This is a genomic window from Pseudomonas sp. Wu6 (assembly GCF_019891515.1).
In the GTDB taxonomy this organism is placed as follows: domain Bacteria; phylum Pseudomonadota; class Gammaproteobacteria; order Pseudomonadales; family Pseudomonadaceae; genus Aquipseudomonas; species Aquipseudomonas orientalis_A.
This window is the reverse complement of sequence record NZ_JAFLXH010000002.1, coordinates 204002-218580: the sequence shown is the minus strand read 5'-3', so window position 1 is coordinate 218580 and position 14579 is coordinate 204002. Positions and strand designations below refer to the sequence as shown.

13 protein-coding genes are annotated in these 14579 nt (G+C 61.5%); 9 read left to right on the top strand and 4 right to left on the bottom strand.

All coding sequences use genetic code 11. The annotated features are described in order from the left end of the window. The first annotated feature begins 39 nt into the window (after positions 1 to 39). Positions 40 to 1209 carry an aspartate aminotransferase family protein gene (locus J1G34_RS02220; protein WP_222993194.1) on the top strand — a complete coding sequence of 390 codons (1170 nt, stop codon included), beginning with the start codon at positions 40 to 42 and terminating at the stop codon, positions 1207 to 1209. Between the two features lie 168 nt (positions 1210 to 1377). On the opposite strand, the gene punR is transcribed toward J1G34_RS02220, so the two are convergent. Beyond that, on the bottom strand, positions 1378 to 2286 hold the full coding sequence (gene punR, locus J1G34_RS02215) for a DNA-binding transcriptional activator PunR (protein WP_065896636.1): 909 nt from the start codon (positions 2284 to 2286) through the stop codon (positions 1378 to 1380). A 122-nt stretch (positions 2287 to 2408) separates the two neighbouring features. Between punR and punC the strand changes: the two genes are divergently transcribed. Further along, positions 2409 to 3593, top strand: a complete 1185-nt coding sequence (gene punC, locus J1G34_RS02210; RefSeq protein ID WP_222993192.1) for a purine nucleoside transporter PunC — start codon at positions 2409 to 2411, stop codon at positions 3591 to 3593. A gap of 261 nt (positions 3594 to 3854) precedes the next feature. Continuing rightward, the gene (locus tag J1G34_RS02205) at positions 3855 to 5357 is read left to right on the top strand and encodes a nucleobase:cation symporter-2 family protein (protein ID WP_122484459.1); all 1503 of its coding nucleotides are present in this window, start codon (positions 3855 to 3857) and stop codon (positions 5355 to 5357) included. A gap of 97 nt (positions 5358 to 5454) precedes the next feature. On the opposite strand, the gene J1G34_RS02200 is transcribed toward J1G34_RS02205, so the two are convergent. Both J1G34_RS02200 and J1G34_RS02195 read right to left on the bottom strand, forming a co-directional pair. Continuing rightward, the gene (locus J1G34_RS02200) at positions 5455 to 6387 is read right to left on the bottom strand and encodes a proline iminopeptidase-family hydrolase (RefSeq protein WP_065893568.1); all 933 of its coding nucleotides are present in this window, start codon (positions 6385 to 6387) and stop codon (positions 5455 to 5457) included. Between the two features lie 92 nt (positions 6388 to 6479). Further along, a complete protein-coding gene (locus tag J1G34_RS02195; protein ID WP_065893569.1) occupies positions 6480 to 7244 on the bottom strand; it encodes a LuxR family transcriptional regulator in 765 nt (254 codons plus the stop codon). 182 nt (positions 7245 to 7426) lie between these two features. Here J1G34_RS02195 and J1G34_RS02190 point away from each other — a divergent pair, with 182 nt between their 5' ends. The 6 genes from J1G34_RS02190 to J1G34_RS02165 are packed head-to-tail and all read left to right on the top strand — an operon-like array spanning position 7427 to position 13584. Beyond that, entirely contained in the window at positions 7427 to 8314 is an 888-nt protein-coding gene (locus tag J1G34_RS02190; RefSeq protein ID WP_222993190.1) for a proline iminopeptidase-family hydrolase, read from the top strand. A gap of 3 nt (positions 8315 to 8317) precedes the next feature. Then, positions 8318 to 9265, top strand: a complete 948-nt coding sequence (locus J1G34_RS02185) for an ABC transporter permease (RefSeq protein WP_065893571.1) — start codon at positions 8318 to 8320, stop codon at positions 9263 to 9265. Then, on the top strand, positions 9262 to 10119 hold the full coding sequence (locus J1G34_RS02180) for an ABC transporter permease (protein WP_222993188.1): 858 nt from the start codon (positions 9262 to 9264) through the stop codon (positions 10117 to 10119). Before J1G34_RS02185 ends, J1G34_RS02180 begins: the two co-directional genes overlap by 4 nt. Next, positions 10116 to 11072 (top strand): ABC transporter ATP-binding protein, encoded by a 957-nt coding sequence (locus J1G34_RS02175; RefSeq protein WP_222993186.1) that lies wholly within the window; start codon positions 10116 to 10118, stop codon positions 11070 to 11072. The genes J1G34_RS02180 and J1G34_RS02175 overlap by 4 nt, the downstream gene beginning before the upstream one ends. Then, entirely contained in the window at positions 11069 to 12088 is a 1020-nt protein-coding gene (locus J1G34_RS02170) for an ABC transporter ATP-binding protein (protein ID WP_222993184.1), read from the top strand. The genes J1G34_RS02175 and J1G34_RS02170 overlap by 4 nt, the downstream gene beginning before the upstream one ends. Continuing rightward, entirely contained in the window at positions 12070 to 13584 is a 1515-nt protein-coding gene (locus tag J1G34_RS02165) for an ABC transporter substrate-binding protein (protein WP_065886403.1), read from the top strand. The genes J1G34_RS02170 and J1G34_RS02165 overlap by 19 nt, the downstream gene beginning before the upstream one ends. 132 nt (positions 13585 to 13716) lie before the next feature. Here the strand turns inward: J1G34_RS02165 and J1G34_RS02160 are convergent, their stop codons facing one another. Next, positions 13717 to 14457: a YciK family oxidoreductase gene (locus J1G34_RS02160; RefSeq protein WP_065886404.1), complete on the bottom strand. Its 741-nt coding sequence runs from the start codon at positions 14455 to 14457 to the stop codon at positions 13717 to 13719. Positions 14458 to 14579: the final 122 nt, after the last annotated feature.

Below are 14579 nucleotides of genomic sequence, written 5' to 3'. Positions count from 1 at the left end.
GATACTTAAACACCGCAACGATGCACTGGAGCCCGCCCCATGACTGCCGCCTGCCTGATGAGCACCTATCAACCCTTGGCCTTGAGTTTCACCCGTGGTTTGGGCACGCGTCTGTGGGATCAGCACGGCCGCGAATACCTGGACGCGGTTGCGGGCGTGGCCGTGACCAATGTCGGCCATTCCCATCCGCGGCTGGTAACGGCCATCAGCGAGCAGGCCGGCCTGCTGTTGCACACCTCCAACCTCTATAGCATTGACTGGCAACAGCGTCTGGCCCGGCGCCTGACCCAGCTGTCCGGGCTGGACCGCGCGTTCTTCAATAATTCAGGCGCTGAAGCCAATGAAGCGGCGCTGAAACTGGCAAGGCTGCATGGTTGGAAAAAAGGCATTGAGCAACCCTTGGTAGTGGTGATGGAGAACGCTTTCCACGGGCGCACGCTGGGCACCATGGCAGCCAGTGACGGGCCGTCGGTACGCCTTGGGTTTCAACGTTTGCCGGGGGATTTTCTGAGGGTGGGTTTTGGCGATCTGGACGCACTGGAACGTATCACCCAACAATTTAGCGCGCGTATCGCCGCCGTTCTGTTGGAGCCGATCCAGGGCGAAAGCGGTGTATTACCGGCGCCGCCCGGCTATCTGAAAGCGCTGCGCGATCACTGCACGCGCCACGGCTGGCTGATGATGCTCGATGAGATACAGACCGGCATTGGCCGTACGGGGGCCTGGTTTGCCTTTCAGCACGAGGGCATTGTCCCCGACGTGATGACCCTGGCCAAAGGCCTCGGCAACGGCATACCGATCGGCGCCTGCCTGGCCCGCGCCGGCGTCGCCGAATTGTTCACGCCGGGCAGCCATGGCAGCACCTTTGGCGGCAACCCGCTGGCGTGCCGTGTCGCTTGCACCGTGCTGGATATTATTCACGAGCAAGGCTTGTTGCAGAACGCTGCACGCCAGGGCGAACACCTGCTGGATCGCTTGCGCATCGAGCTGGATGGGCATCTGCAAGTGCGGGCGATTCGTGGCAAAGGCCTGATGATCGGGATTGAACTGGCCAGCCCTTATCGCGACCTTGCACACCGTGCCGCCCAGGAGCACGGGCTGTTGATCAACGTCACGCGGGGCAAGATCATTCGCCTGTTGCCGCCGCTGACCCTTGATGCCAGGGAAGTCGAGATGATCGTTCGAGCCATCACCCGACTGCTGGACTGAAAGGCAATCAAAATGTGGGAGGGGCAAGCCTTAATACCGTCTGTAGGAGCGAGCTTGCTCGCGAAAAACGTCAACGATAACGCGTGCTTTCTGAATGAACGCGGTGCCGGTAAGTTTCTCGCGAGCAAGAGCTAGGCGCTCCCCTCCCTCAGAATTCTGTGCTGCTTTTCAGATTCCATTCAGCCACTCCTGATTCAGGGTCTCGGTATCCCCCAGGTACTCCAGCAACCACGCCATGGCCGGCGACAGTTTGTTCTGCGCCCAGGCCACGCAGGATGGGCTGGCCGGGAAGGGGCGGTGCAGTTGCAGCGCCACCAGCTCGCCGCGCTCGACCCACGGCAGCACCTGATGCGCCGGGGCCATGCCGACGCACAAACCGTCGCGCAAGCAATCGAGCGCCGAGGACCAGTTGGGCACCACCAGGCGGCGCTGGTTATCCAGGGTCCAGGTGTCACGCTTGGGCAGGTTGCGCGAGGTGTCGGTCATGCACAGTGAGGCAAAGGGGCGCAGTTGATCATCACTGAGCAGGCCGCTGACCGCTGCCAGGGGATGTTTGGCGCTGACCACGCACAACCAGTTCAACAAGCCCATGTCACGAAAGCTGAAGTGGCTGGCCACCGGCACCGCGCTGGTGGCGCCGATCACAATGTCGGTGCGCTCGTCCGCCAGCGCATCCCACACGCCGTTGTACACCTCGTACTCCAGCAGTAATTCCACGTCGGGAAACTGTCGATAGAAGTCCAGCACCAGTTGCCGACAGCGGTGCGGCTTGACGATGGAATCCACCGCCACCTTCAATTGGCCGCTCCAGCCATTGGCCACTTGCTGGCACAGGCGCCGGGTGCCGAGCATTTTTTTCATCACCCCGCGGGCTTCGTCGATAAACAGGCGGCCCGCGGGCGTCAGCTCCACGTCACGGTGGCGCCGTACAAACAGCGGCACGGCCAGCCACTCTTCGAGCTGGCGCACCGTGTAGCTGATGGCCGACGGCACGCGATGCAGTTCCTGGGCGGCGGCGCTGAAACTGCCGTGGCGTGCGACGGCATCGACCACATCCAGGGAGTATTCGGACCACATGGCAGTTGCCTTCAAAATTATTGATAAGACTATTCAATTATTATCGCTTCACAGGAAAACTGCCAGCTTCATAATGGGCGCCAGTCAGCAAATAGTTTGATGGCAGGATCGACAAGGCTTCAATGAAAAATTCTTTTGGTTTCACGTGGTATCTGGCGGGGCTGAGCATGCTCGGTTATCTCGCCATGGACATGTATTTGCCGGCGTTTGGCGCCATGGGCGAGCAGTTGCAGATTGGCGCCGGGGCCGTGGGCGCCAGCTTGAGCATTTTCCTTGCCGGTTTTGCGCTGGGGCAGTTGCTGTGGGGGCCACTGTCCGACCGGCTCGGGCGCAAGCCGGTCCTGCTCATGGGGTTGAGCCTGTTTGTGCTGGGGTGCCTGGGTATGTTCTGGGTGCAGACGGCGCCGCAGCTCTGGGCATTGCGCTTTATGCAGGCGATCGGTGTGTGCTCTGCCGCCGTGAGTTGGCAGGCCCTGGTGATTGATCGTTACCCGGCGGACAAGGCTCACCGGGTGTTCGCCAGCATCATGCCGCTGATGTCGCTGTCGCCGGCGTTGGCGCCGTTGTTGGGCGCGATGGTGTTGAATCACTTTGGCTGGCAGGCGATTTTTGGCGTGTTGCTGGGTGTGTCGCTGCTTCTGCTGTTGCCGACGGTGTTCCTGCGCGCCGCGCCGAAGCGTCAAACGCGCCACCCCGTGCGCCTGGGCTATGCACAGCTGCTCACTTCACGGGTATTTACCGGCAACGTCATGATATTTGCCGCCTGCTCCGCCAGTTTCTTTGCCTGGCTGACCGCTTCGCCGTTCATCCTCGGTGGCATGGGCTACACCCCGAGTGACATCGGCCTCAGTTACGTGCTGCCCACCCTGGCCTTTCTCGTCGGCGGCTACAGTTGCCGCAGCGCCTTGCAGCGCTTGCCGGGCAAAACCTTGCTACCGTGGTTGCTCGCTTTCTATTGCCTGAGCATGGTGACGTTGTACCTGGTTGCAACGTTGACAGTGCCGACCCTCACCACCTTACTGATTCCGTTCTGCCTGATGGCGCTGTGCAACGGGGCCAGTTACCCGATTGTGGTGGCGAATGCACTGATGCCGTTCTCGGAAAATTCCGGCAAGGCGGCCGCTCTGCAAAATACCCTGCAATTGGGCTTGTGCTTTCTCGCCAGTCTGTTGGTGTCATCAATGATCGAGCAGCCGCTGTTGATCACGGTGATTGTGATGCTGGCGACCGCACCGTTGGCGGTGCTGGGTTACTGGCTGGCGCGGCCGAAGGCGCAGTGCTCTGAGCTGGCAACTGATCTGAAGTAAAAATGTGGGAGGGGGCTTGCCCCCGATTGCGGTATATCAGCGCCAAATGTGCTGGCTGATCCACTGCTATCGGGGGCAAGCCCCCTCCCACATTTGGATTGAGTTTCTTCAGCTTGAACGCGTTCTGGCTCATGACGGCCGGATTGTTTTTGTAACGCCTCGGCAGACTATCTTGTCCGAATGATTGTATACAACTCTATGGACATACAGTCTCAACATTGCATACAGTGAGCGCACAACAAAAACAGAGATGCGCTCACCATGACTATCCCGAAGGCGTCACCGCAGCGGCCCGAAGATGAAAATCTGGGGGTCGCCGCCAACATGGCCTACGGCCTGCAGCATGTGCTCACCATGTATGGTGGCATCGTTGCCGTACCATTGATCGTCGGCCAGGCGGCCGGGTTGTCGCCGGCGGATATCGGCCTGTTGATCGCCGCGTCGTTGTTTGCCGGTGGCCTGGCCACGTTGCTGCAAACCCTTGGCTTGCCGTTCTTCGGCTGCCAGTTGCCGCTGGTGCAGGGCGTGTCGTTCGCCGGTGTGGCGACCATGGTGGCGATCGTTGGCAGCGACGGGGCAGGGGGCGTGCCGGCGATTCTCGGCGCGGTGATGGCCGCGTCGTTGATTGGGTTGTTGATCACCCCGGTGTTCTCGCGCATTACCCGGTTTTTCCCGCCGCTGGTGACCGGTATCGTCATTACCACCATCGGCCTGACCCTGATGCCCGTGGCGGCGCGCTGGGCCATGGGCGGCAACAGTCGCGCGGCGGATTTCGGCAGCATGTCGAATATCGGCCTGGCTGCGCTGACATTGGTGCTGGTGTTGCTGCTGAGCAAAATCGGCAGCGCGGCGATCTCGCGCCTGTCGATTCTGCTGGCGATGGTGATCGGCACGGTGATCGCGGTGTTCCTGGGCATGGCCGACTTCTCCGGCGTGACCCAGGGGCCCATGTTCGGCTTTCCCACGCCGTTCCATTTCGGCATGCCGACCTTTCATGTGGCGGCGATCATTTCCATGTGCATTGTGGTGATGGTGACGCTGGTGGAAACCTCGGCGGACATTCTGGCGGTGGGCGAGATCATCGACACCAAGGTCGACTCCAAACGCCTGGGCAACGGCCTGCGCGCCGACATGCTGTCGAGCCTGTTCGCGCCGATCTTCGGTTCATTCACGCAGAGTGCGTTCGCCCAGAACGTCGGCCTGGTGGCGGTGACCGGGGTGAAAAGCCGGTTCGTGGTGGCAACCGGCGGGGTGTTCCTGGTGGTGCTTGGCCTGCTGCCGTTCATGGGCCGGGTGATTGCCGCAGTGCCTACCTCGGTACTTGGCGGTGCCGGCATTGTGTTGTTCGGCACGGTGGCGGCCAGCGGTATTCGCACCTTGTCCAAGGTGGATTACCGCAACAACATGAACCTGATCATCGTCGCCACGAGTATCGGTTTCGGCATGATTCCTATCGCCGCGCCCAGCTTCTACGACCAGTTTCCCAGCTGGTTCGCGACCATTTTCCATTCGGGCATCAGCTCGTCGGCGATCATGGCGATCTTGCTCAACCTGACGTTCAACCACTTCACCGCCGGTAACTCTGACCAGCAGTCGGTATTCGTGGCGGGGACTGAGCGCAGTTTGTGCTTTCGCGACGTGGCGGCATTGCGCGATGGTGATTACTACCGGGGCGGCAAGCTGTTCGATGCCGAAGGCAAGGAGATTCCACTGGTGGCGGATATGCCGAAGAGAACAGTGAAGGCTGAAACCAGCAAGGTCTAAATGTGGGAGGGGGGCTTGCCCCCGATGGCGGTGTATCAGTCAAAACTCCAGTGGCTGACACACCGCTATCGGGGGCAAGCCCCCTCCCACATTGGAATTAGCCAGCCTTGAGGGCTTGGTGCGGCATTGAACATACTTCATCCAAGAACTTCACCACCGTCCCCATGCACGCCTGGCGCTCTTCCACGTGGGGCATGTGGCTGGAGTCTTCGAACAGCGCCCAGCGCACGTCGGGGATTTCGTCCAGGAACGGCTTGACCACCAGCGGCGTGGCCTCGTCGTGCCGGCCGGAGATCACCAGGGTCGGCACGTTGATCGCAGACAAGCGACCGATCACGTTCCAGTCCTTCAAGCTGCCGATCACATGGAACTCCGTCGGGCCGCTCATGGCGTGATACACCGTCGGGTCGGCATCGACCTGGGCGAAGGTGCGCGCGACTTCTTCCGGCCACGGGTTGACCCGGCACACGTGCTGGTCGTAGAAAATCCGCGAGGCGGCCTGGTATTCCGGGTCCTGGTAGGTACCGGCGGCTTCATGCTTGAGCAGGGTTTCATGTACACCTTCGGGCAACAGCTTGCGCAGTCGATTGGCCTCGCTGACCCAGGTGCGCATGCACGTCGGTGAGTTGGCCGGGATAAAGGCGCGCAGGCCCTTGGGCTGCAGAATCGCATGTTCGCTGCCGAGCATGCCGCCCCAGGATTGCCCGAGGATCGCGTAGTTGTCGCTGATGTGCAGGTGGTCGAGCAGGTTGTTCAATTCGTCGAGGAATAGCTCGACGGTCCAGAACGAAGCCGGTTTTTCCGGCAAGTGCGTCGAGCGACCATTGCCCAACTGGTCGTAGTGAATCACCGCGTGGCCGCTGGCGGCGACATCCTTGAACGCGTCGACGTAATCGTGGGTGCAGCCGGGGCCGCCATGGATGATCACCAGTGGTGTGCGGCCGGTGGACAGCTCGCCCGTGATGCGATACCACGTCTGATAGGCGCCGAAGGGGGCGTAGCCTTCGCGGACTTTGTCGATGAATTCCATTTCGTACCCTGCTCTGAAAAAAGGATCATGGCTACGATAGTCTGCACGCGACGTTTAGGTAACTAGCAAAACAGCTAGGTTTTAGATAAGGATCAATCGTCCAGCAACCGGTAGTGCGTGGCGCGCACCACCGCCTGCACGCGGTTCTTGGCGCCCAACTTGTGCATGGCCGATGCCAGGTGCAGGGTCACCACCGCCAGCGAACGGGTCAATTGCGTGGCGATCTCGGCCGCAGTCAAGCCTTCGGCCGCCCATTTCAGGCACTCGCGCTCGCGCTTGGTCAGATGGATATGCGGGTAGGTGCGCACTGCTTTGTTGAACAAAGGATAAGCCGCCTCCTGTAACGCGTGGCCGATCACGCTGAAGTCCGACAAGGTTTGCTGCGCATCTTTCAATACCGTGCTCGCCTTACCGGTGCGCAGCCCGGTCAGTGAAGCGAAGCCACCGCGGGGCAGGTGGATCGGCACGCTGACGCCGCAGGTCAACTGTTGTTCGTGCAGGTAGGAGCAAACGGGTGCATGGCAGGGGTCGATGATCGTTTGCAGTGCAGTCTCGGCCTTTGCCTCATACGACCAGACAAACGGCGATACGCTGCGCAAGGCCAGGTGTTGCACCGGATCGATCTGGTAGAACCCTTCGCTGCACCACAAGGCGTGCCAGTCGGTCGGCGTGTTGCGCAGTTGCAGCACCGAGGGCGTGATCAGCACCCCGTTGAGGTCGATGGGCACCGGCGTGTAGTCGTACACCAGCGCATCGAAACCCAGCTGTTGGGCGAGGATAAACGTATTGTCTATCTGCTCGTCCAGGCTCCTGCCCGGCATCAGGCGATTATTGAAGGCAGTTAGCCTGGCCAGCATCCGTTCTGCTCCCGAATTCATTTGAATCTCGACTTGCTGCAAGTAGAATGCCACGCCCCGGCGAAGGACTGCCAGGCCAAACCTATAAGAAACGCTAGGTTATGGACGCGCGGCATCCTCGGTAGTGTTGACGTACAAACGGCCACTACCTGCCAGGCCGATACAACACAAGGAATGTATGCATGTGGCGTGAAATTGCCCCCGACCAGCAGTACAACGTGCAAGTCGACGGCCATAATCTCGTGGTCTACAGCTTTGGCGAAGGCGATGAGGTGCTGCTGTGCCTCAACGGCGGGCCGGGCCTGCCGTGTGACTATTTGCGCGACGCCCATGGCTGGCTCAAAGACCATAACCTGCGAGTGGTTGCATTCGACCAGCTTGGCACGGGCGCATCAGCCAGACCGACCGACGTTTCCCTGTGGGAAATCCGCCGTTATGTCGAAGAAGTCGAGACCGTGCGCCAGGCACTGGGCCTGGGCCCCGTGCATCTGCTCGGGCATTCCTGGGGCGGTTGGCTGAGCATCGAATACGCCATCCATTACCCCGATGCGCTGAAAAGCCTGATTCTCGAAAACACGGTCGGCGATATTCCCCACCTGTCCCGGGAACTTGAACGTCTGCGCGGCGCCCTTGGCAGCGAAACCGTGGCCATGATGCAGCGCCATGAAGCCATGGGCACGCTCGATCACCCGCAGTATCAAGCCGCCATTACCTTGCTCAACTATCGCCACGTGTGCCGCCTGGACGAATGGCCGGAGCCGGTCAAACGCTCCCTCGGCGATTGGAACATGGGGCCTTACGAAACCATGCAGGGGCCCAACGAATTCCTGTATATCGGCAACCTCAAGGACTGGAATCGCATTCCTGAAATGGCCACGTTCAAGATGCCGATATTGATCACCTCCGGCCAGCACGACGAACTCACGCCGGCCTGTGCCCTGCGCATGAAGATGGCGGCCCGGCACGCCGAACTGCACGTATTTCCCAACAGCAGCCATATGCCGTTCTACGAAGAACCCGAGGCGTATTTTCCGGTGCTGCTGGACTTTCTCGCCCGCCACCGAGGCTGACGAATGAACCTCGCGCGTTACCGCTTCGTACTGTCCCGGCCCCTGCAATTGTTGCCGGTGCTATTGGGCATCAGCCTGATCACCTTTGTGCTGGTGCGCTCGATCCCGGGCGATCCGGCGCGCGCGCTGCTGGGTTCGCGCAGCACGCCGGACGCATTGCTGAAAATCCGCGCCCAGTACGGCCTCGACGAACCGTTGTGGCTGCAATATTTCTACTTCCTGAAGAACCTGCTCAAGGGCGATCTCGGCCAATCGCTGCTGTACAAGGTCGACGCCCTGAAGCTGATCGTCACGCGTATTGAACCGACGCTGGTGCTGGTGCTCGGCAGTGTGCTGCTGGCGCTGTTGATCGCGGTACCGCTGGCGACACTGGCGGCGCGCAATAAAGGCGGCTGGCCAGACAACCTGATCCGCGTATTCACCACGGTCGGCCTGGGCATGCCGGCGTTCTGGCTGGGCCTGATGCTGATCCTGTTGCTGAGTGTGCAGTGGGGCTTGTTTCCGGTGTCCGGTTACGGTCGCACCTGGTTGGACAAGGCCCATCATATGGTCCTGCCGTGTCTGACCATTGCCCTGGCGCTGTCGGCAGTGCTGGTGCGCAATTTGCGCGCGAGCATGTTGGTGGAACTGCAGGCCGATCATGTCACCGCAGCACGGGCGCGGGGGCTGTCGGAAGCCGCCGTGTTCCGCCGCCATGTCGTGCCCAACTCCCTGGTGCCGGCCGTCAACCTGCTGGCTGTGAATATCGGCTGGCTGATCAGCGGCACGGTGGTCATCGAAAGCCTGTTCGCCATTCCCGGCATCGGTCAGTTGCTGGTGCGCGGTATTTTTACCCGCGACTACATGGTGGTACAGGGCGTGGCGATGGTGCTGGCCTGTGCGACGGTGGTGGTCAACTTCATCGCCGACGTGGTCACGGTGGCCCTCGACCCACGGGTGAAAATGCAATGAACAGCCGCCCATTGATAGCGCCCTGGCGTTTGCGCCTGCGCCTGGGTTTTCGCAACGGCCGGCTGACCGCCGCGTGGGGCCTGTTGATACTGCTCACGTGGCTGACCCTGGCGCTGTTCGCGCCGTGGATCGCGCCCTACGACCCGATTGCGCAGAACACCGATATTAGCCTGCTGGCGCCCGGTGCTGCGCACCTGTTCGGCACCGATAACTACGGCCGCGACGTGCTGTCGCGGGTGATCTGGGGCGCGCGCATCGACCTGCAACTGGCGATTGTCGGGGTGATCTTTCCGTTCATGATCGGCACCTTCATCGGTGCAATCTCCGGGTATATCGGCGGACGCCTGGACAGTGTGTGCATGCGCGTGATCGATGTGGTCCTGGCGTTCCCGTTTCTGGTGTTGATGCTGGCGATCATGGCCATTCTCGGGCCTGGACTGCAGAGCTTTTACATCGCCATGGCACTGGTGGGCTGGGTCTCGTATGCGCGGTTGATCCGCTCGCAGATTCTGGTACTCAAGGAGAGCGATTTTGCCCTGGCCGCCAGGAGCCTGGGGTTTGGTCATGGGCGCATTCTGTTCCGGCATTTGCTGCCCAATGCGATGTTTGGCTCGATCGTGTTTTCGATGTCCGACGCGGTGCTGGTGCTGCTCAACGGCGCTGCGGTGAGCTACCTGGGCCTGGGCGTGCAGCCACCGACCGCCGAATGGGGCACGATGGTCGCCGAGGGCCAGGCCTTTATCACCACCGCCTGGTGGATCTGCACCTTCCCGGGCGTGGCCATCGTCACCCTGGCCATGGGCTTCAGCCTGCTGGCCGATGGTGTGGCGCAAGTCCTGGGGGATCGTTCATGAGCCTGCTGCAAGTGCGCGACCTCAGCGTGATCGCCGACAACGCCGGGCATGCGCTGACCCTGGTCGACCGCGTGTCCTTTGACCTGGCCGAGGGTGAAATCCTCGGGTTGGTCGGTGAAAGCGGTTCGGGCAAGACCCTGGCCTGTCGCGGCTTGATGCGCCTGCTGCCATCGCCCAGCCTGCGCGTGCAAGGCGGCACGGTACGCCTGGCCGGCCAGGACCTGCTGCGCCTGGATGAAGCCGGCATGCGCGCCGTCCGTGGCGGGCAGTTGGGCATGATCTTCCAGAACCCCAGCAGTCACCTGGACCCACTGATGCGTATCGGCGAGCAGATCGCCGAAGGCATCTGCCTGCATCAAGGCGCCTCGAAAAAAGATGCGCGCCTGCTGGCCATCGACGTGCTGCGCCAAGTGGGTATTCCTGACCCGCAGGCCCGTGTCGACAACTATCCCCATGAGTTTTCCGGCGGCATGCGCCAGCGCGCGATGATTGCGGTAGCGCTGGGGTGCAACCCGAAGGTGCTGATCGCCGACGAACCCACCACGGCCCTGGATGTGACGGTGCAGGCGCAAATCCTGCGGTTGTTGCTCGACCTTCGCGACAGGCGTGGCCTGTCGATCATCATGATCACCCACGACCTCGGCGTGGTCGCGCAAAGCTGCGACTCCATCGCGGTGATGTACGCCGGGCGCCTGTGCGAACACGGCAGCAAATACGAACTGCTGGCCCAGCCACGGCACCCGTACACCGCCGGCCTGATCGATTGCCAGCCGGCCCACAGCAGCGGCCATGCGTTGTTGCGCACCATCCCTGGCCAGCCGCCGCTGCTCGACGCATTGCCGGGCGGTTGCCGCTTCAACCCGCGCTGCCCGCAGGTCGGCGCCCTGTGTACCGAACTGTTGCCGGAAGGCGCGCGAGTTGCCTGTCACTATCCCCTCGGAGGGCGCCCATGAGCCTGTTGCAGATCAAGGACCTGGAGGTCCGCTTTGCCGCATCCGGCGGTGGCCTGTTCGGGTTGAGCAAGCAGTGGGTGAGGGCGGTGAACGGGGTGTCGCTGAATCTGGCCGCCGGTGAAACCCTCGGGCTGGTGGGCGAGTCCGGCAGCGGTAAAAGCACGTTGGGCCGGGCAGTTTTGCACCTCAACCCGATCAGCGCCGGGCAAGTGCTGTTCGACGGTGTCGACATGGCCCGGGGCAGCGCCATCGATATTGCGCGCTTGCGCCGGGAAACCGCGATGATCTTCCAGGACCCCTACGCCGCCCTGAACCCGCGTCACAGCATCGGTGAAACCCTCGCCGAAGTGTTGCGGGTGCAGCGCAAGGTCGCGCCGCAAAACATCCGCGCCCGTGTCGATGAACTGCTCGAGCTGGTTGGCCTGCGTCCTGAACTGGCCTCGCGCAAACCCGGCTCCCTCAGTGGCGGCCAGTGCCAGCGCGTGGGCATCGCCCGAGCGCTGGCGGTGGAACCGCGCTTGATCGTCGCCGACGAATGCGTGGCGGCGCTGGATGTGTCGATCCAGGGCCAGATCATCAATCTGCTGCTGGAACTGCAACAGCACATGAACCTGGCGATCCTGTTTATCGCCCATGACCTGGCCATCGTGCGGCGCCTGTGCGACCGCGTGGCAGTGATATACCTGGGCAAGATCGTCGAGGAGGGTCCGGTGGAAGCAGTGTTCACTGCGCCGCGCCATCCCTATACGGCGGCGTTGATCGAGGCGATTCCGCAGATTGACCCCCATCGTCCGTTGCCTGCGCAGCCATTGCCCGGCGAACCACCCAGCCCGCTGAATTTGCCCACAGGTTGCGCGTTTCACCCGCGCTGCCGCTATGCCCAGGCCATGTGTTCCGTGGTGTTGCCGCCCACCCATTCAGTGCATGAGCATCGGTACAGTTGCGTGCTTGAACACCCTTTGCCCCTTCCTGCCCATCATGAACAAGGAGTTATGACATGCAATCGCGCCATTTGAAATTGCTCGCCGCCGCCACGCTGACCGCCTGGTCCCTCACTGCCGGCCTGGCCCAGGCTGCTGGCGTACTGACCATCGGTTGCCGTGAAGACAGTACCACCTTTGACCCGATCAAAAGCGCGCAGAACCGCGATACCTGGGTATTTGCCAACGTCTACGACACCCTGGTGCGAGTGGACAACCTGGGCACCAAAATGGAACCGGGCCTGGCGCAAAGCTGGGAGATTTCCAAGGACGGCCTGACCTACACCTTCACACTGCGCGACGCGAAGTTCTCCGACGGCTCGCCGATCACCGCCAGCGACGCGGCGTTCAGCCTGTTGCGCATCCGCGATAACAAGGCGTCGCTGTGGAGCGACCCGTTCAGCCTGATCGACACCGCCAAGGCCCGCGATGGGAAAACGCTGGTGGTGACCCTGAAAACCCCGGCGGTGGCGTTTCTCTCGCAATTGGCGTCGCCAACGGTGTCGATCCTGTCGGAAAAAGCCATGACGACAATGGGCGAAGACGCCTACTCGGAAAACCCGGTGACCTCCGGCGCCTTCACCGTGGACGAATGGCGCAAGGGCGACCGCGTGATCCTGAAGAAGAACCCGAACTTCTGGCAGGCCGGCAACGTCAGCCTGGACGGGGTGGAGTGGGTGTCGGTCACGGACGACAACACACGCATGCGCATGGTGCAGAACAACGAGCTGGACACGGCGATCTTCGTACCGTTCTCCCGGGTTGAAGAGCTGAAGAAAGACCCGAACGTGGTGATCCATGCCGACCCGTCCACCCGCGAAGATCACCTGCTGATCAACCACGCGCATGGCCTGCTGGCCAAGCCAGAAGTGCGTGAAGCGCTGGACATGGCCATCGATAAACAATCGCTGGTGAAGACCGCCACTTACGGACAAGGCACCGTGGCCTATTCCTACATCCCGAAAGGCTCGCTCTATCACTACGCCAATAACCTGCAACGCCCGTATGACCCGACTGCGGCGAAAAAGCTGCTGGCCGATGCAGGCGCCAAGGACCTGAAGCTCAACTACGTGGTCAACGCCGGCAACGAAGCGGACGAGCAGATTGCGGTGATCATCAAGGATCAACTGGCCAAGGTCGGCGTCACCGCCAACCTGCAAAAGGTCGACCCGACCCAGAGCTGGCAGATGCTGGTGGACGGTGAGTACGATATTTCGGTGATGTACTGGACCAACGACATCCTCGACCCGGACCAGAAGACCACTTTCGTGCTGGGTCATGACACCAACCAGAACTACATGACCCGTTACCAGAACGACAAGGTCAAGGCCCTGGTGGCGCAGGCGCGCATCGAGGCCGACCCGGCCAAGCGTGAACAGATGTACGTGGAGTTGCAGAAACTGGCGAAACAGGACGTGAACTGGATCGATCTGTACTACAGCCCTTACATCAATATCTCACGCAAGAATGTGAGCAACTTCCTGCAGAACCCGCTGGGCCGCTTCACGCTTGAGGAAGTGGTGAAAAACTGACGAGCGCTGCAATACCAATGTGGGAGGGGGCTTGCCCCCGATAGCGGTCTGTCAGCCAACAGATTCATGGGCTGATCCACCGCAATCGGGGGCAAGCCCCCTCCCACATTTTGCTTCAGGTTGTGTCAGGGGTTATTGCGCATCAAATGCCTGCCCATTGATCCCTGCACTGTCCGGCCCCATCAGGTACAGGTACACCGGCATGATTTCTTCCGGCGCCGGCCGTTCCATCGGGTTTTCCCCTGGGTAGGCCTGGGCTCGCATGCTGGTGCGCGTACCGCCCGGGTTGATGCTGTTGGCGCGCACGGCGGCGACGTCTTCCAGCTCGTCGGCCAGGGTCTGCATCAAGCCTTCAGTGGCAAACTTCGACACTCCGTAAGCGCCCCAATACGCGCGGCCCTTGCGCCCGACGCTGCTGGAAGTGAACACCACCGACGCATCCGTGGACAGCTTGAGCAACGGCAGCAGGGTGCTGGTCAGCATGAACATCGCGTTGACGTTGACGTGCATCACTCGCATGAAGTGCTCGCCGGACAATTGTTCGATGGGCGTGCGCGGTCCGATGATCGAGGCGTTGTGCAGCAGGCCGTCGAGGCGGCCGAATGCCTTTTCGATCATTGCTGCCAGCTCATCGTATTGATGGGGCAGGGCGGTCTCCAGGTTGAACGGGATCACCACCGGTTGCGGCTGGCCGGCGGCTTCGATTTCGTCATACACCTGGGCCAGGTTGGCCTCGGTCTTGCCCAGCAGCAGCACGGTAGCACCGTGGGCGGCGTAGGTTTTCGCCGCAGCCGCGCCGATCCCGCGGCCGGCACCGGTGACCAGGATCACCCGGCCTTTGAGCAGTTCTGGAGGGGCGGAATAATCAAACATACATAACCTCACATTCGAAAACGCCGAAGATCAACTGTGGGAGGGGGCTTGCCCCGATAGCGGTGGATCAGTCAACAAATGCAGTGACTGACACACTGCAATCGGGAGCAAGCCCCCTCCCA

Bases quoted from the DNA above. Each gene is read 5' to 3' on its own strand.
- J1G34_RS02205 (WP_122484459.1), top strand. From the start codon at position 3,855: ATGACTATCCCGAAGGCGTCACCGCAGCGGCCCGAAGATGAAAATCTG.
- J1G34_RS02185 (WP_065893571.1), top strand. From the start codon at position 8,318: ATGAACCTCGCGCGTTACCGCTTCGTACTGTCCCGGCCCCTGCAATTG.
- J1G34_RS02165 (WP_065886403.1), top strand. From the start codon at position 12,070: ATGCAATCGCGCCATTTGAAATTGCTCGCCGCCGCCACGCTGACCGCC.
- J1G34_RS02220 (WP_222993194.1), top strand. From the start codon at position 40: ATGACTGCCGCCTGCCTGATGAGCACCTATCAACCCTTGGCCTTGAGT.
- J1G34_RS02180 (WP_222993188.1), top strand. From the start codon at position 9,262: ATGAACAGCCGCCCATTGATAGCGCCCTGGCGTTTGCGCCTGCGCCTG.
- J1G34_RS02195 (WP_065893569.1), bottom strand. From the start codon at position 7,244: ATGCTGGCCAGGCTAACTGCCTTCAATAATCGCCTGATGCCGGGCAGG.
- J1G34_RS02175 (WP_222993186.1), top strand. From the start codon at position 10,116: ATGAGCCTGCTGCAAGTGCGCGACCTCAGCGTGATCGCCGACAACGCC.
- J1G34_RS02200 (WP_065893568.1), bottom strand. From the start codon at position 6,387: ATGGAATTCATCGACAAAGTCCGCGAAGGCTACGCCCCCTTCGGCGCC.
- J1G34_RS02190 (WP_222993190.1), top strand. From the start codon at position 7,427: ATGTGGCGTGAAATTGCCCCCGACCAGCAGTACAACGTGCAAGTCGAC.
- J1G34_RS02170 (WP_222993184.1), top strand. From the start codon at position 11,069: ATGAGCCTGTTGCAGATCAAGGACCTGGAGGTCCGCTTTGCCGCATCC.
- punR (WP_065896636.1), bottom strand. From the start codon at position 2,286: ATGTGGTCCGAATACTCCCTGGATGTGGTCGATGCCGTCGCACGCCAC.
- punC (WP_222993192.1), top strand. From the start codon at position 2,409: ATGAAAAATTCTTTTGGTTTCACGTGGTATCTGGCGGGGCTGAGCATG.
- J1G34_RS02160 (WP_065886404.1), bottom strand. From the start codon at position 14,457: ATGTTTGATTATTCCGCCCCTCCAGAACTGCTCAAAGGCCGGGTGATC.